The organism is Pontibacter diazotrophicus (assembly GCF_003367245.1).
Taxonomy (GTDB): domain Bacteria; phylum Bacteroidota; class Bacteroidia; order Cytophagales; family Hymenobacteraceae; genus Pontibacter; species Pontibacter diazotrophicus.
The window spans coordinates 25,904-42,976 of sequence record NZ_QRGR01000037.1; the positions used below are offsets into that span (position 1 = coordinate 25,904).

The following is a 17,073-nucleotide window of genomic DNA, read 5'->3' on the forward strand; positions in this document are numbered from 1 at the left end:
GCTTATATATATGTTATATTCTCTATTAAATCTAACAATGTTAGAAACAATTTAAATGCTAGAATATCTAGCTTAAGAAGAACTTCTAATTTTAAAGTTGTAAGAGCACATCAGGCTGCGGGGTTTAGCAGGTGCTCGATTTTAGACAGGTCTACCCGCTGGCTTGCCTGCCACAGGTCGTACTGCTTCTGGTGGTTGATCCAGACATCGGGCGTAGTGCCGAAGGCCACCGATAGCTTCCATGCCATCTCTGCGCTGATGCCGGCGTGGCAGTTGAGAATTTGTGAAAGAACCTTCCGGCTCATGTGCAGCTTCTCTGCAATCTGCGTGATGGACAGCCCTGTCGCGTCAGTGTACTCTCTTAAGATTTCGCCAGGATGCGGCGGGTTAAACATTAACATAGCTGAAAATTTATGTAGCTAAGAAATATGGTTTCAAGTTGCTCCCCACTTTTAGAGAACGGTTATGATCAATGGTAATCCAGGTAGTTTACATCCAGCACCTCTACCCGTTCCCCCACAAAGATGAAGGTAACCCGGTAGTTGCCGTTGACCTTCACTGACCAATGGTCTTTCAAGTTGCCTTTCAGCGGGTGCAGGTCCCAGCCCGGGACATTCACGTCCTGCACGTTCTGCGCTGTATGCAGGCGGATAAGTATCTTCCGGATCTTGTCAAGGTGCATCGGGTTGAGCTTGGAAGCATCCCCTTTCAGGAAGAACCGCTCCAGGCCCTTGTGTTTAAAACTCACAATCATGCTGCAAGTATAACTTGTAACGTTTCAAGTAACAACAAAGATGCCATATAAAAATCAGGGTGCTGCCCTATAGTGCCTGCACAGCCTGGCAAGGCCGCTGATTATCTATATGGGTTATATGCTCTAACTATGTTAGAAATGTTAGATAATAAAGTATTGTTACAAATGAATGCAGGGTTAATAAATAAAGAGCAGCAAGCATTGCTAGTACAGAAATCATGGTTAGCACATCTAGTGGGAGTAGACGGGATAGAAGCTCTTGCTTTTCTTTCCCCTTTTGTCTTTATTTCTTTGCGCAGCTACCGCAGGCCCAGCACTTTCAGCAGCAGGCCGCCTGGGTTCTTGTCTGCTTTCTTCCTGCCGGTCTTCATTTCGTAGTTGAACTTGAAGAGGTTGTCGGTCAGTTTCTCGTCTGATAGTATCTGCTGAGTAAGCTTAGGGTCCTGGATGCCGTATCCCTCGAGCACCTGTCGGGCGTTGTGCTGGCGCGTCTCCTCAACCGGCCTGTCAAACTGTATGGGGAGCTGCTGCGGCTTTTGGGTGGTGATGTAGAAGCGGACAGCCTGAAAGGACCGGCCCTCCTTTACCAGGTGGTAGCTTACAGTAAGGTCGGTGTGCTCGTTTATCTGGCGCACCGCCACATCCAGCACCTTCTTTTTTAAATCGCTTATCCGCTCGAACTGCTCTGCCTTCTTGCCGCTCGGATCCTTGAGGCCGAACATTGTCTTGAGCTCGTCCAGAGGATAGACACACGTCTCGCCGATGTCCTTCCACTGGCTGGCCAGCTGGTAGATGCGCTTGGCGTACTTGCTGGTGAGCTTCAGGGCAGAGTGCAGCTGGTAGGAGGTGAAGTTGTTCTTCAGCTCAAACAGGTAGGGCTGTATGGACTTGGAGAGTATAATATCAAAGCACCCCTTTCCCTTCATGTACTTTACCTCCTGAAACATCCACATCTGCCGGTACTCTTTGTTATCCTCCACAGAGAACATGCGCGAGCCCATGTCTTCTGTAGCCTCCCTGAGCTGCTGGTAATTCCACTGGCGCCCGGTCATGGCCTCAATGTCCCTGTTATAGAAGCGGTACGTCTGGTCCGGGGCATCTTCCTTCTTGAGCTTGGAGAGCAGGTAAAAGAGAATATCCAACTGGCAGGCTGAATAGTCATAACGCGCAGTGGTGATGGCGTTATGCTGACGTATTTCGATTTCTTTAGGACTAGGCATCGCAGAGGTTTTATGCGAATATAGGAAAGAGAAACAAATAAAACGACTATTAAAATGAAAGGCCGTTTTTCGCTTATAAAAGGTCGTCGATAGACTTATAAAAGGTCGTCTTTCCGCTTATAAAAAGTCGTTTCTCACTTATAAAAAGCCGTTTTCCGCTTATAAAAGGTCGTTGTATGTCGTTGTATACTACTGTATATCTGATACTTACACGCCCTGCAAATAGAACAAATACTTACAAATACACAAAATTGTGTTGGGCGCTCTCGCGCCATAGTCTTTAGGGAACTCAATAAACCGGTAGGTGAGATATGATCACATGGAGGCAAAAAAGCAAAAAAAGACAAAAGGGGAAAAAGAGCACCAGGGTGCGTGAACTAAATTTTTAGTTCATAGGAGAGACCAAAGTTTCAGCGGCTGGAGGGGATTCGGTGGGATCTCCTATGAATTTTGGCCATAGAAAAGCCACAGTTTAACGCTATTGGACGCCTAAGGAAAAAATAGGGGTTTACCTTACCTGAAAGTTGGCGCGCTCAGAGGGGCTTAAAATCGGTTTTCCGCTAGACCTCGAAACAGAGCAGGAACCTCTGACCTCAGTGACAGGAGTAAAAAGGCACATACCTAAAAACGACTTTTTATAAGTAATGCGGATTGCGGAATACGGAAAACGCAATGCGGATTACGCATAATGTAATACAGGTTGTTGGTCAAGGCGGGTGTTTTACCCGAAAATGTGTAGCCAGGTCCAACCGTTTCCCTAAACGCCTTTTAAAAGAAACAGGAGTGTTACGCATTGTGCATTCAGGAACGCGACTTACGCACTGTGCAAGGAGGATTAGGCAATACGTGGTTTGTAAACGAATCAAAATTTGTCGATAAGCCTAGTATCCCTCCAGGTGAGTGGAAAGGCAGTTTTTACTATAACCAAAGTAATGGTAAGTACAAAGAGTATCAAATGAGCTGTTTTCGAGCTGTAGCCGTGTATAGCCGCTTATAAGCGTTTAAACGCGGATAGCTGGTTTGGAAGAATTGCACTGAATAGCTGTGCTTTTATCGTTACAGCTACCTTTTATCGGCTAGTTTCGCTTTCTAAACAAGAAGTAAGCACCTCTTTTATTGTCCAAAAGGAGCCTAAAGCCAAAATCATACTACCCTTTTTTAAATTTTGGGTCAGTCTTGCCTAAAATAAAGTATGGAAAGCGGGTATTCTCGCAAAAGTTCTTATATTGAATAAGCAAGATATGGTGACGGAAACAAGTATAATAGCCCTTAAAAGGTCAAATTTCACCGCAGGAATGCAACAGACCACCTTCGCACATAGTGCATATAAGCGTATGTTGTCGTATATCCGCTAGTTAGCTCCAATAGAATAGGATGAAAAAATACCTTCTAATATTCCTTTTAGCCTCTTCCTGTGATTTTGCTACACATGAGTCACGTCTATCATTAGATGAATCTCAAGCTGTCTCATATGAGCTTGTTAATTATATGGAAAGCGGCTATTACGAAATGAGCATTGGCGAAGGTAAAACTTATACTATTGAGTACTATTGTAGCGATAGCGTGAAAAATGTAAAAGGTTTTCTTGATTCATCAGAAAGCCAGATGTTAACAAGGATGGTCAGTAGCATCGCCTTTGATACTACTGTTAAACTTGTAAAATTACACCACAGTCATGAGGAGTTTAGTGAGTTCGACCTGCAGTTAAAGGATGGGAGAATCATTAGTGATGCGTACATCAATGAGGGGAGAGAAAACTTAAAAAAGCTTTTGCATAATATTTCTATGAAGAGAATTGAGTGCGAAAAACTAAAAGAACTAAAGTAGCTAACACTGCACATGAGCAAAGCTTCGGCTGAGAAAGCCTCGCTCACCTCATGTACGAGTACCGTTGGCAGTAAGGTAAATTCGATTATGAATGAGAGAACACCTATAGAAAACATTAAGCTTTCTTTTTTCTGTGACAGGGATTGGAATAAGATGATGCCTTGCAGCAGCGGCAGGCACTGTTCAGACTGTGACAAAACAGTAGTAGACTTCACAAACAAAGGCATGGAGGAACTGCATGCAGTGCTGGAACAAGAGGGGCAGGTATGTGGGCGCTTTCATAAATCACAGCTACTCCAGATTCCGAGTAAAAAGCCGTTCCACCTTAAACGAGTGTTTGCCAGCGTTCTGCTGGCACTCGGGTTTAGTGCCTTCAGCCGAGGTTTACAAGCCCAGACAGTCAGTTGCACTAACAGCAACCATAACCACGATAAAGCGCAGTCAGAGCAGGCTTATGGGGTGTTTATGGAGGCAATGCCCGTCTATAAGCATGGAGGTGAAAAGGGTATGCTGGATTTCATCCAGAAGAACTTGCAGTACCCTTCTGATGAAAGCTTTAAGGGAGTGGTGGTCACTTCTTTTGTCATTGACACAACTGGGAGAGTAACCGAACCTATGACAATAAAAAGTCTTTCAGATGAGGCAGACAAGGAAGCGCTGAGGGTGACTGAACTTCTGGAATTCTACCCAGGTATGCAGTCAGGCAAGAAAGTGCCAGTGCGATACACTTTGCCTATCAGGTTTGGCGAAGACAAAAGAAAGAAAAAATAGAAGCCCTGCTGCCAACCAAACCTTTACGGTAGCTACGCCACCGCAAAGCTGAATCCGTTATGCTTAACTTAAATTGATGAAAATGCTGACTTACATTTCAATAATGATTCTCTCTGTTACTTCTTGCTCATCTGTGGGCAATGAAAAGAATCCTTCTGCATATTCAGCCATTTATCAAAGCCAGCAAGAGCAAAAGTATCCATGGGATAAAGATGTAACACAAGCGGCAATTGAAGCTATCCATCGTTCAGTTAGGAACATTAAGAAGCCCAAGAAAGAAAGAGAAAAGAATTTCCCAGCAGACCCATATAGCTTCCCGTTCAATCAGACAGAAATAAAGGAATATGAAATAGTGGGCTACAGTAATTCTTCTGTAGAGCCAGGAATTTATCAAATTGATTTCCGCCCTACTGGGGAAAGTCGTTTCGGACCAAGAATTACAGTCGAAATGAATATTAAGACCAAAAAAGCATCAAGGGTGTACATACAGGCGGATGCTTAAGAAGAAAAGCTTAGCACAACACAGTTTATACCCTATGCTTCGGCTGATAGCCTCGCACATGGTCTACACCAACACGCTGTGATTTTAAGAATAAAAAATCAAGTAAAGAATGAAGACACCTACAGAAGTTAAATATGACAAAATAGTTAAAGTAGGGTTTCATGAAGTTTTAAAACCACTTGGGTTCAACAAGAAGGGCAACAACTTCTATTTACAACTGGAAAATTTAGGACAGATAATAAATATCCAAAAAAGCTCTTATTACTCGAAGGACCATATCAACTTCACCATTAACACAGGAATATTCTTGCCAGAGTATTGGAAAGGCTTGTTCTACAACCAAGACAAACAAATTCCAATTTTCCCGACTGAACCTGAGTGTTTGATTAGAAAAAGGATTGGAGAATTAAGAAGCCAAAATGATACTTGGTACGACATTGACGAGAATACAGAAGAAAGTCAGCTGATTTCGGAAATGCATGCGAACCTTGAAAACTTTATTCTTCCATATTTCAGGAAGCTAAATACTAAAGAAGCTCTTCTGGACTTTCTCGATTCTGAAAAACTCATTGCTGCTCCATTGGTTAAGTTGATAGTATATGGGGAAACAAAGCAATTCGACAGAGCTAAGGCAGAATACACAGCAACTCTGAGTGAAATAAAGAATCCCCATTTTTTAGAGACAGTTAGAGAATACGGTCAAAAGTACGGGCTTGGGTAAAGAAAAAACCTCAGCTAACACTGTTGAAAAATCATGCTACGGCCGACGGCCTCGCCCGTCGTTTAGCCCAGACGTTACCTCTCATTTAAGATGAAAAAGATATTCTGCGTTTTTTTACTCTTTGCAGGCTTCTTTGCTTGTACTCAAAGCAATTCTCAAATCCCATCTGGAATTGATAACACACAATATTACCTCTTCTATCTACATGGGAAAATAGTTGAAGATCAGGGGATCCATGCTTCCAGCGAAAGATTTGGAAAATATGAATACGAGAAAATTCTTAATCGGCTTGAAAAAAATAATATAAAAGTAATTAGCGAACCTAGACCCAAAGGCACTGATGTTGAATCATACTCCACCAAGGTTGCCAATCAGATTAATGATTTGATTTATTCTGGCGTAAATCCTGAAAACATAACAGTCGTCGGAGCCTCCAAAGGATCTGTTATCGCAATGTTAATTTCAACAAAGCTCGCTAATCCTAAACTTAATTTTGTATTGTTGGCGAATTGTAATAATTGGGTTTTAGAGAACCTTACCATCGATCTTCATGGAGACATCTTGTCAATTTATGAGAAGTCCGATAATATTGGTAGAAGCTGTTTATCGATCAAAACAAGCTCTTCTGGAGTCAGAAAGTACAATGAGGTGGAATTAACTACTGGACTAGGACACGGATTTATATTTCAGCCAATAGATGAATGGGTGTTGCCGACAATTGAGTGGGCAACCAAACAATAAACGAGAGGTAACACTGCAAACAGGTTATTGGGCATATACTAGATATTCAGGCATCACAATCATTTAAAAAATTAAACGGCAACAGGAAATTGAGGTGCTATCAAATGCCCAACACCCAGTTTACAAACCGTTATCCACACAATTTAAAAATGAGGTTAGCAATACCATTTCTTTTATTTTTCATTGCCTCACGGGTATATGGGCAGATTGATCTAAATACACCTTTCCAAGATTGTCATATCAAGGGAAGCATCACCATATATGACTACCAAGCGAAGAAGTGGACATGCAGTAATGTCAATGACAGCCATGTGGCTACACTGCCAGCGTCCACCTTTAAAATAATCAACACTTTGATTGCTCTAGAGACGGGTGTCATTGCTGATGAGAATGAAATTATTAGTTGGCCGGGGGAGACTGATACAGTTAAATACGGCTACCGCCCTAATATTTACCACAATATGAGTCTAAAGGAGGCTTTCAAATTGTCAGCGGGTTGGGTATATGTTGAATTAGCGAAAAAGATTGGAAAGACCAGGTATAAGGATATTCTAACAAAGTCAAACTATGGCAATGCGGATGTGTCTATCAATGATTCAGACTTCTGGAACTTTGGAAATTTTGCCATATCACCCGCTAACCAAATCGAGGTCTTGATTGGTGTTTATGAGGAAACCCTGCCCTTCTCCAAAAGAAGTTTCAAAATCCTGAAGGAAATCATGAAAGAAGAGCAAAACGATAGCTATACCCTAAGAGCAAAAACCGGGTGGACAAGAGACGGTGGGAAAGATACTGGCTGGTGGGTAGGCTATATTGAAAAAGAAGACAACGTGTACTTCTTCGCTACCAGACTTATAAAGGATCGAAACTCGCCTAATCCTAATTTTGGCCCCTGTAGAAAAGAGATAACAAAATCAGTATTAAGGCAACTAAACGTGCTCCACTAAGAACGAGCGTACAACAAGACCTATAGTGCATAAACTATTCATAGCCGAGACGTTGCTCTACAGTCGGTCCTGGTGAATATACCAACTCTTATGCGCAATGCGGATTACGCATTGCATTTTCCGTAATGTAGCTTGGTCTATTATCAAAGCACAACTGGTTTACAAGCCGGGCATCCATAAGCACCGGCTCTTCGTGACCGAGGATTCAAAGTCTGGGTCTTGCCAAAATCTAGAAAGTCTGGGGACCTGCCCTCGGTCATTCCGACACCAGCTGCAAACCTGCTATATGTAAAGTATACACCAGGTGTCGGGCTATCAATCTTTGACTATCTGTGTCAGGATTTGACAGGCTGCAGCGCAAACGAACTACCTACCTCCCGAACCAGCTGCAACAGGCTTCAAAAGCTACCGGAATCAGATGGCGCATTTTCAGCCCTTTTAAGCGCACCACCTGGAAACACGGCCCATATTATGTCCAAATTCCAAAGTCCTCACAGCGGCTACGGCTATCCCGTCAGCGGCCAGAGTTCGGGAGCGTATGCGGTGCGATTTACCTCTCCGGTGATTTCTTTGCAAGATGTGTTTCTGTAGCAACAGAAACCTCTTGCCCCACTTTCCACGTAGTGGAAGCGGGGTACAGATTATTCGCGACTCATAATCTTAAATTTGTGCAAAATGGAAAACGAAGAGCAGCTGTCAGAATGGAAGTCGAAAGGCGGTAGACCGAAGCTGTCGGCAGGGGAGAGGAGGGACTTCATGCTAAGGATCCGCCTCACTGAGCAGGAGCGCAAAGACCTGGCAGAGCTGGCCAGCGAGGCAGGCTATAACGATGTGAGCGTCTATGCCCGCAATAAACTGTTTGCCCCTGCCCATACCCCCATCCATAACCCGAAGCAGCTGTTCCGGGCCATTGATAAAACAGGCGCGGCGCTCAAGAGGGTAGGCACCAACATCAACCAAATTGCCCGCTACGTGCACTACCTTGAGAAAAATAACATGGTGGAGGGAAAAGTGATAGCCGAGTACAACCAGCACTTTCAGGAGTTCCTGCAGGTGGAGGAGGAATATGTGAAGGCTATCCGCACCTACCTGCGCACGGTCCGCTAAATCTGTAATGCGTTTTCCGTATTCCGTAATGCGGATTCGCTTTTGTGATTATCCCATACATTTACCGAGCTATGATAGTCAAGATACTTTCCTCTTCCGCCACCTTTTCAGGGGTCCATTACAATGAAAACAAGATAGCCAAAGGTACGGCCCAGCTGCTGGCTTCTGAGAATTTCGGCATGCTCCACACTGGCGCCTCCGGCATCGCAGACATGGACTATAAAGGCTACCTGCTTTCCTGGTCCCGGTCTGATGACAACAGGCAGACAGTGAAGCAACCGCAGTTCCATGCTGTCATCTCCTGTGAGGGCAGGGAGAAAAGCGCCGAGGAGTTGCAGCATATTGCTGTTGAGTACCTCAAGAAGATGGGCTACGGCAGTAACCCGTACCTGATCTACTTCCACTCAGACACGGACAATAACCATGTTCACATCGTCTCCTCGCGCGTGAATGAGGAGGGCAAAAAGATTGACGATTCCTTTGAGCGTACCAGGAGCCAGAAAGCGATAAAGGAAATCCTGCTGCAGGATATAGGCGAGGAGGTGAAGGCGCACGTGCGCAAAGCTTTGGGCTATAATTTCTCCACCTCTGCACAGTTCAAGCTGCTGCTGGAGTCTGGAGGCGTGAAGGTGGGGGAGCGGGATAACGTGTATGACTTCATCAAGTACGGAAGCCGGGTAAGCGAAATGGACAAGGCCGTTCTGTCTGCTAAGCTGGAAGCCTACACCCAACCTGAGGAGCGCATCCGGCAGTTGCGGGCGCTCATCACCAAGTACAAGCCGGGGCTTGATGAAAAGGAGCTGAGGGCTTTGCTGCAAACTAAGTTCGGGGTGGAGCTGGTGTTTCACCAGGCCAAAGGCAGGGATACCCCATACGGCTACTCCATAATCGACCATGCCAAAAAGCAGGTGCTTAAGGGTTCGCAGGTTATGAAGCTAAGCGAGCTGCTGAGTACTGCCGGCCAGGTATCGGCTGAGCAGCGCCACACCCAGCGTACGGAGCAGGCCAGCTGGTGGGCTATCACCAGTGAGGCGGAAGCGCGGATCCTGCAGCGGGTGTTCCACCTTGATGCCGGTAGCCTGAAGGCAAACAGGCCCAAAGACGAGGAGGCGCGGGAGTATGCCTCTGACAGATTAAACAGCATGCTGGCCAATGGCAAAACGTTGCCCGATATTCTGCAAAGCACCGGGTGGAGCATTGCCAGGCTGGAAGGGCAGCATTACCTGTTAGACAAAAGGGAGAAAGCCATCCACCCGGTGAGCGAGCTGACCAGCCGCCGCCTTGATTTCGGCTTAGTGGATGTACTGGATCTGGACAGGGGGCTGAGCGAGCTGACCAGCCGCCAGCTGGAGCACTCTTCCGGCTCTATCACGGAATTACTCCAGCTCATGGCCGAGGGCCTTCAGGAAGGCAGCCGAACAACTGAGCAGGAAAGGAAAAATAAACGGAGGTTAAAACGCTAATTAACAGGATATGAAAATTGTAATAGCAAACCAGAAAGGCGGAGTCGGAAAATCAACCACCTGTGTGCTGCTGGCTAATTATCTGGCACTGGATAAAAATGAAGAGGTAGTCATCTTTGACCTGGACTCACAGGAAACCGTCTACTCCAAGTGGGAGCGCGACCGGGAGCTGTACTCCAACGATCCGCTGTATGAGGTGCTCAAGCTTGACCTGGAGGACTACCCTAAGTATGCCGCCGATATCGAAGCGCTGAAACAAGGTACCCAGGTTATCATTGATATGCCGGGCCGGCTGGATGATGATTCTATCCTGGCCGTGATAAAAGACGCAGACCTTATCATCTGCCCCATCGCCTACGAGCGCAGCGTGTTCGAATCCTCCCATGTATTTGCAAGGGTGGCCAGGCACCTGAATGCAGAAAACAAGATTGTCTTTCTTCCTACCAGGCTTAACAAAGCCATCAAGTACGAGACAAAAGAAAAAGTGAGGGAAGCAATGGCCGCCTTCGGTGAGATAGCTCCGGAGATAGCAGAGCGTGTGGCCCTGCAGCGCATCGACACGGTGTCTATCAGTTCAGAAGCCAGGGGAGTGGTGCAGGAATCATTCGACTTTATATACGACAATTATATTAGGTAATTACTATATAGTTAATATTTAAACCCCTCAGGATTAGTTTCTGAGGGGTTTTTCTTTTTATGCTTAAAATGTTTTTAATCTTTTAAGGAATATATTTTTAAATTTAATCATATAACGTATACATTGCGTATGTCAATGAGTAAAAATAATTCACTATTAGATAGCATAAAAGCTAAAATAGGTGCTGAAAATTCACCTGTAGGAGCTGCCCCTGCAGTTACCCTGAAGGTCGTGCCCGAGAGAGAGCAGCCCACCCCTGCTGCTACCCCAGACAAGAAGGAACTATCTGCTGCCCAGCAGGCGCAGGACATTGATATGATTCTTTCTGAGGGAGGATTTATGCAGTTGTTCAAGGTGTTAGAGGCTGCTCGGAAGGATATGGAAATTGAAAGGAAGGCGGTCTATGTGGACGAGGAGAGCGCCGAAGTGCTTGATTTGCTCAAGAAAAAGGCAAAGATAAAATCCAATGTGCTGGTGAGTTACCTGCTACAAGAATTCTTCAGCAAGCACAAGGAGCTTATTCAGGAGTTGGTTGAGAAAAGAAGCAACAAGCTTTTAGATTAGGAATAAATATTCTTTTTAAGAATTTATTCAATGAGTAGAAAGCAGCATGTTCATTTTTAAATATTGAGTTATGGCATGGAGTACATTTTTAGGAGTTGTGGTCGGAGCGTACGCCGTCTACTACGCGCTCAATCTCCTCTACGATTTATTCTTCTCACGAAAACAGAAGGCGGCAGCCGATTCAGGTGTGCACTATAACCTGAATGAGTTGATGGGCGAAGAGGAGCAACCCGTGGAGGTTGGGGGAGAACCGGAAGAAGCGCCGGCAGTAGCCTTCCTGGCAGAAAGGAAGCTGGCAACGGAGCCTGCTTTAAGAGTGGAGGGGCAGGGAATCCCCCTAGATGAATTCCTGAAGGACGCTAAATCATATTCAAGTTCAATATTTTAAAACCAATTCAATCACATCTTTATGAAAAAGGGAGTTTTAATCATTCGCTCTGCCATGCACCGCGCCATGGCATCTAAAAGAGTTAGGGCCACCGTGCTATTCACTGCAGTAACCATGCTTGCTTTCGCTCAGGCTGCTTTCGCCCAGGGAGAGGAAGGCATTAACGCAGGGACTAGTGAGATTAAGAAGTATGTCACTCCGGTTACAAATTTAATTATTGCCTTGGGAGGAGTTGTTGCACTTGTTGGGGGGGTGTCGGTGTTTATCGCGTGGCAAAACGGCTCTCAGGACGTGGGGAAAAAGCTTATGGCGTGGGCAGGTTCCTGTATATTCCTGATGCTGGTGGGTGCCGTGGTAAAAGCCTTCTTCGGCGTGTAACCCATGAGCAGCGGGAGGCACAAAGGATACAATGTTTACAAGGGGTTACAGAAGCCCCTTGTATTCAAAAACTTCAAAGGACGCTTTATATACTGGGCGATGGGCAGTGCGATGGGCGGTTTTGCTTCAGCTTTACTAGTGTCTGTTGTCTTTAATTTCATGGCCGGATTCATAACACTTATCGCCGTGTCAATGAGTGGCCTGCTTTACACCAACTTCCGGCAGAAGAAAGGCCTGCATGCAAAGACCAAATCAGTCGGGGTTTACATCATACCCTCCCGGCTTAGCCGCCGTCAGTAGCCCTGTTGCCTATATTATCTACCCTAGCTTATGAAGAACAAGAAATTCAACCTGCCCTACATTGGCATTAACCGCCATGTGCATGATATCCTCTATCATGAGGCAGGCGATCATTCCGTTATCGTCCGCATTACAAACACTGTGCTTCAGTATGCTGCAGACGAAGAGGCCTATGCAGCGTTTCACAGCATCTTCTCCAACATAGTGAAAATACTGGGCTCTGGTTATACCCTGCAGAAACTGGATATTTTTGCGCTAAAGAAGTTTAAGAGCAGAAGCTCATCCGATTTCCTCAGCCAAAAATACAACGAAGCATTTGAGGGGAGGGAGTACCGTGACATTACCACCTATCTGGTTATAACACGGGACGTAAAGCGATCGGCTTTCTTTACTTATGACGAGAAGGACTTCAAAGCCTTTCAGCGCAACGTCACCAAAGTAGTGGACCTGCTGGAGTCGAAGGGCTTCCTTCCTCATGTGCTCATAGAAAAGGAAATCAAGTCGCTTATAAGCCGCATGCTGGCTTTCAACTTCTCAGATGAAGTGTATGGCCTCAACAACTTCAGCGCATCAGAGGAGGGGATCCGGGTGGGTAGCAAGACCATTAAAAGTATCTCCCTGGTGGACGTTGACGAAATAAACTTCCCTGCCGCTATCGCCCCTTATACAGATGTAAAGCTTGGTTTTCCACTTCCGGTAGACTTGCTGCACTTCCTGAATCGAGTCCCCGGCACGGACTGCGTGGTTTACCATCAGGTGATTCAGATACCAGACCAAAGGGGCGAACTGGGTAGGCTTACAGCCAAACGCAAACGCCACACTTCCATGCCGGACCCTGCCAATGATCTGGCCGTGGAGGATATTGACCGCGTGATGGCTGACATCGCAAAGGACAATCAGCTGCTCGTACAGGGACACTACAACATACTGGTTTCTGCCAGGGAGCAACACATTGACAGGGCCGTGAATTACATTGAGAGCGCACTGTTCTCAATAGGCATCATCCCCTCACATAACGCCCATAACCAGATGGAGCTTTTCCGCTGCGCACTGCCCGGCAATGCCTCGGAACTGAAGGCATATGATAAGTTTCAAACTACCTCTGATGCGGCACTGTGCCTGCTGTTTAAGGAAGGTTTGTTGAAGGACGAGAAGTCAGGCTTTCAAATCTTCTTCTCAGACCGGCAGGGTATACCGGTGGCCATTGACACAAGCGATATGCCTATCGACACCAACCGCATGAACAACCGCAACAAGTTTGTGCTGGGACCCTCGGGCGCTGGCAAGTCTTTCTTTATGAATCACCTCATCCGCCAATATGCCCTGCAGGACACGGATGTGATTTTAGTGGACACTGGGCACTCCTACAGTGGCCTGTGCGCTTACTATGGCGGCAAGTACATTACTTACTCAGAAGAGAAGCCAATCACGATGAACCCATTCCGCATAGCGAGAGAAGAATTCAACGAAGAGAAGCGGGAGTTTTTAAAGTCGCTTGTATCGCTGCTCTGGAAAGGGGCTGATGGTACTGTCAACCAGATAGAGGACAGTGTCCTCTCATCAGTTGTCTCGGCCTACTATGAAGATTATTACGAGAAGGGAAAAGACAGCAGCTACCTAAGCTTTCATAGTTTCTATGATTTCTCCATTGAAAAGATAGGCGCCATTACCAAAGCCGAAGCCATCCCATTCGATATCACCAGCTACCGCTTCATCCTTAAAAAATTCTACCGCGGGGGCGAGTATGGCACCATCCTAAACAATGAGATGGACGCTGCGCTCTTTGATGAGAAGTTTATCGTCTTTGAAATTGACGCCATCAAGGAGCATAAGATACTCTTCCCTATCACGACTATTATTATCATGGACGTGTTTCTTCAGAAAATGCGCCTGAAAAAGAACAGAAAGGTACTCATAATTGAAGAGGCATGGAAAGCTATTGCATCACCGCTGATGGCTGAATATATACAATACGTGTTCAAGACAGTACGCAAGTTCTGGGGAGAGGCAATTGTTGTGACACAGGAGCTGGATGATATTATAGGCAATCCGGTTGTTAAGGATACCATTATAGGCAATTCAGACACAATCTGCCTTTTAGACCAGACCAAGTTCAAAGATAACTTCGCTGCGATAGCCAGCCTGCTCTCACTCAATGAGGTGGAGCAAAAGAAAATCTTCACCATCAACAACCTCGACAACAAAGAAGGGCGGGGCCGATTCAAAGAAGTCTATATCAAACGTGGTAGCACCGGCGAGGTGTACGGCGTGGAGGTGTCGCTCTATGAGTACTTCACCTTCACCACGGAGCGCAGGGAAAAAGAGGCCCTGCAGGTGTACGTGGACCGCTACCCCACCTACCGGCAGGCACTGGAGGTGTTTGTGAGGGACCTCCGAGAGTCGGGAATGAAGACAATTGAATTCATTAATCTAATTAACACAAAGAGCCATGAGAAAATACCTGTACTTGATTAGCGCGTTAACCTTCGGCTGGACCGCCTCGCAGGCGCAGCAGCTTGTCTTTGACCCCGCCGTGGTGTCTACGCTCGTTGTGAACCACACCGCACAGCAGGAAGCTTTGAAGGATATTAAAGACAGCGAGGGTAAAATTTTTGCTGCACAGCAGGCCATCACCGTGAAGATGGCGCAGATAAAGGAGCTGGAGGAGAAAATGTACAACTCCCTTAAGTCGGTCCAGTCAATTGTTGGCCAGAGCAAGAATATCGTCTACGCCTCCAGCATTGCGCAGGACATTGGCAAGTACCAGGCGCAGATGATGGATATTGCCCAGGGGGATCCGGAGTTACTCCTTATCGCTGCCAAGACAGAGCTGGCGCTTGTGAACCGCTCAGCGGACCTGTTTGCCTATATCTACCAGGTGGCCGTGATTGGTACCGATGTAAACCTGATGAGCAATGCAGACCGCCTCAACCTTATACGCCACGTGGTGGATGAGCTTCGCGTCATGCGGGGGCTTTCCTATTCCATCACACAGAAAATGCGGGTGGCCAAGCACGCGGGCCTCATAAGGACAATGAACCCGCTAGGGCTTAAGTATCCTGACAACAGCCAGGCTATTATTCAATCTCTGATGGAAGAATACAAGACAATCAAAAAGTAAGGCAATGAATCGTCATATTTTCTTTTTAGGTGTGCTTTCGCTGTCTATCACTGTGCAGGAGAGCCAGGCGCAGGCTCCTGTCAGCATTGTTAACGGGAAGCATGTGCGCCAACAGATGGAGCGTGAAGTCGCGACACGGTGGAATAACTTCGATCCAAAATGGTACTATGTTTTATTCCACAACAAATACCGCAAGGGAGAAGACAGACGCAACATGCTTCAGCTCCTTCCTGCCATGGCCGCGGTTCGGGGCACCGTGGAGGCAGTGGAGCAGGAAGAGGAAGAGGTTAATACCATTTGGGAGCAGGAAATGTTCAAAGGCGCTGACCGTAGCCTGAACAAGAGTTTTCACCTGCTTTACGGCAGGAAAATAGAGACCTTGAACACGGAGCTGGAGGCACTACAAGCGGAAGCCATTGCCGCAGGAGTGGATATAGATATTCTGCTCAAGCTCCGGGCAGAGAATGAACGGATAAATACAGATATCAAGCTCACGAAAGATGCCTACGAGGATGACGCATTGAAAGCTGAATCCTTCCGCGGACAGCTGGCAGACCTGGTTACACTTAGAGGCTACTACCGCCGGATTATTTCCCTGTATCATACCACCAATAACTTAGCAAAATAGATGCGCGAGCTCATCGACCAATCCATATTTACCTTATTTGATGCACTGTTCCTCAACATGCAGGACCTGGCAGGTAGTTTTTTGGCAGACGCTCAGGCCGTGGCGGCCATTGGCATGCTACTTTACTTTGCTGTGGAGGCTTACAAGATGATGGTGGGAGATGAGCAGTTGCGCTATATGGCCCTGTTCAGGCCCTTTGCCCTCTCGATGGTCATCATCTTCTGGGGTGGCTTTATAGAGGTGCTGAATTTCCCGCTCACAGTTGTCAGAGACAGCGCTAAAATTATGTATGCTGGCCAGATAGACCAGGTAGAGGACCTGCACTTTCAAAGGGTGGCGCTTATCGACAGTGTGGCCATCAGGCTTTCAGATTCAAGTGCAGACTTTGAGCAGGTGCAGTCCCAGACGCAGGATAAGGACTGGATGGAGAAAATGGGTATTGACCTTGATCCGATTTTCGATAAAATGAAAGGCTATTACGTCATGCTCATGGCCAAAATGCACTTTACGATGATGCGGGTAGTGGAGTACATTGTGATACTTCTGTATCAGGTGTGCATCTACATTGTCTTCTTCCTGCAAATCATCTTTGCCGGTATTCTGGTGATACTGGGCCCCTTCGCCTTTGCGCTCAGCATTATGCCCGGCTTCCGCGATTCATACCTCACCTGGATAGGCCGCTACATCTCGGTGGGGCTGTACTCCACCATCGCCTACATCGTTTTATCAATCTCCTTTGTACTGGTGAAGTATGGGCTGATGAAGGAGATTGAGATTCTTAAGGCTGTAATGGACAATGAGGAGATGTTCATAGCCTACGTTTCGTTTTCCTCAGGGAGCATCAGCTTTTATATCGTCAGCCTCATCATCTCGGGCCTTACCATGCTCACTATTCCGGTAATCTCCACCTGGATAATTAACACTTCAGGAGTAGGTCAGGCCATTGGCTCTATCGCCGGGGGAGCCGGCAAGGCCATGCGCAATCTCTCAAGATAATCTTATAA

At 46.4% G+C, this 17,073-nt stretch carries 20 protein-coding genes; 17 read left to right on the forward strand and 3 right to left on the reverse strand.

Features of this window, described 5'->3' with window-relative positions:
* Positions 1-110 precede the first annotated feature (110 nt).
* From DXT99_RS23465 to DXT99_RS23475, 3 genes are all read right to left on the reverse strand, one after another.
* A complete protein-coding gene (locus DXT99_RS23465) occupies positions 111-401 on the reverse strand; it encodes a HigA family addiction module antitoxin (RefSeq protein ID WP_115568037.1) in 291 nt (96 codons plus the stop codon).
* A 68-nt stretch (positions 402-469) separates the two neighbouring features.
* The gene (locus DXT99_RS23470; RefSeq protein WP_115568038.1) at positions 470-754 is read right to left on the reverse strand and encodes a type II toxin-antitoxin system RelE/ParE family toxin; all 285 of its coding nucleotides are present in this window, start codon (positions 752-754) and stop codon (positions 470-472) included.
* A gap of 299 nt (positions 755-1,053) precedes the next feature.
* A complete protein-coding gene (locus DXT99_RS23475; protein ID WP_115568039.1) occupies positions 1,054-1,974 on the reverse strand; it encodes a replication initiation protein in 921 nt (306 codons plus the stop codon).
* 1,374 nt (positions 1,975-3,348) lie between these two features.
* Between DXT99_RS23475 and DXT99_RS23480 the strand changes: the two genes are divergently transcribed.
* From DXT99_RS23480 to DXT99_RS23560, 17 genes are all read left to right on the forward strand, one after another.
* Positions 3,349-3,801, forward strand: coding sequence for a hypothetical protein (locus DXT99_RS23480; RefSeq protein WP_115568040.1), 453 nt, complete (start codon positions 3,349-3,351; stop codon positions 3,799-3,801).
* Between the two features lie 87 nt (positions 3,802-3,888).
* Complete coding sequence (locus DXT99_RS23485) at positions 3,889-4,572, forward strand: energy transducer TonB (RefSeq protein ID WP_181885236.1); 684 nt, start codon at positions 3,889-3,891, stop codon at positions 4,570-4,572.
* 76 nt (positions 4,573-4,648) lie between these two features.
* The gene (locus DXT99_RS23490; RefSeq protein WP_147294292.1) at positions 4,649-5,074 is read left to right on the forward strand and encodes a hypothetical protein; all 426 of its coding nucleotides are present in this window, start codon (positions 4,649-4,651) and stop codon (positions 5,072-5,074) included.
* A gap of 109 nt (positions 5,075-5,183) precedes the next feature.
* Entirely contained in the window at positions 5,184-5,795 is a 612-nt protein-coding gene (locus tag DXT99_RS23495) for a DUF4304 domain-containing protein (protein ID WP_115568043.1), read from the forward strand.
* A 90-nt stretch (positions 5,796-5,885) separates the two neighbouring features.
* Positions 5,886-6,536, forward strand: a complete 651-nt coding sequence (locus tag DXT99_RS23500; RefSeq protein ID WP_115568044.1) for an alpha/beta hydrolase — start codon at positions 5,886-5,888, stop codon at positions 6,534-6,536.
* Positions 6,537-6,685: 149 nt separating this feature from the next.
* Positions 6,686-7,483: a class D beta-lactamase gene (locus tag DXT99_RS23505; protein ID WP_115568045.1), complete on the forward strand. Its 798-nt coding sequence runs from the start codon at positions 6,686-6,688 to the stop codon at positions 7,481-7,483.
* Positions 7,484-8,158: 675 nt separating this feature from the next.
* Complete coding sequence (locus DXT99_RS23510) at positions 8,159-8,590, forward strand: plasmid mobilization protein (protein ID WP_115568046.1); 432 nt, start codon at positions 8,159-8,161, stop codon at positions 8,588-8,590.
* 71 nt (positions 8,591-8,661) lie between these two features.
* On the forward strand, positions 8,662-10,053 hold the full coding sequence (locus tag DXT99_RS23515; RefSeq protein ID WP_115568047.1) for a relaxase/mobilization nuclease domain-containing protein: 1,392 nt from the start codon (positions 8,662-8,664) through the stop codon (positions 10,051-10,053).
* A 10-nt stretch (positions 10,054-10,063) separates the two neighbouring features.
* Complete coding sequence (locus DXT99_RS23520) at positions 10,064-10,690, forward strand: ParA family protein (RefSeq protein ID WP_115568048.1); 627 nt, start codon at positions 10,064-10,066, stop codon at positions 10,688-10,690.
* Positions 10,691-10,825: 135 nt separating this feature from the next.
* Positions 10,826-11,254: a hypothetical protein gene (locus DXT99_RS23525; protein WP_115568049.1), complete on the forward strand. Its 429-nt coding sequence runs from the start codon at positions 10,826-10,828 to the stop codon at positions 11,252-11,254.
* A 70-nt stretch (positions 11,255-11,324) separates the two neighbouring features.
* Positions 11,325-11,642 (forward strand): hypothetical protein, encoded by a 318-nt coding sequence (locus tag DXT99_RS23530; RefSeq protein WP_115568050.1) that lies wholly within the window; start codon positions 11,325-11,327, stop codon positions 11,640-11,642.
* A gap of 21 nt (positions 11,643-11,663) precedes the next feature.
* Positions 11,664-12,020, forward strand: coding sequence for a DUF4134 family protein (locus tag DXT99_RS23535; protein WP_246000983.1), 357 nt, complete (start codon positions 11,664-11,666; stop codon positions 12,018-12,020).
* A gap of 3 nt (positions 12,021-12,023) precedes the next feature.
* Complete coding sequence (locus tag DXT99_RS23540; RefSeq protein WP_115568051.1) at positions 12,024-12,320, forward strand: DUF4133 domain-containing protein; 297 nt, start codon at positions 12,024-12,026, stop codon at positions 12,318-12,320.
* Positions 12,321-12,350: 30 nt separating this feature from the next.
* Complete coding sequence (locus DXT99_RS23545; protein ID WP_115568052.1) at positions 12,351-14,795, forward strand: TraG family conjugative transposon ATPase; 2,445 nt, start codon at positions 12,351-12,353, stop codon at positions 14,793-14,795.
* Entirely contained in the window at positions 14,770-15,441 is a 672-nt protein-coding gene (locus tag DXT99_RS23550) for a plasmid transfer protein (RefSeq protein ID WP_115568053.1), read from the forward strand. Before DXT99_RS23545 ends, DXT99_RS23550 begins: the two co-directional genes overlap by 26 nt.
* 4 nt (positions 15,442-15,445) lie before the next feature.
* Positions 15,446-16,069: a hypothetical protein gene (locus tag DXT99_RS23555; protein ID WP_115568054.1), complete on the forward strand. Its 624-nt coding sequence runs from the start codon at positions 15,446-15,448 to the stop codon at positions 16,067-16,069.
* Positions 16,070-17,065 carry a plasmid transfer protein gene (locus DXT99_RS23560; RefSeq protein WP_115568055.1) on the forward strand — a complete coding sequence of 332 codons (996 nt, stop codon included), beginning with the start codon at positions 16,070-16,072 and terminating at the stop codon, positions 17,063-17,065.
* The last annotated feature ends 8 nt before the right edge of the window (positions 17,066-17,073 follow it).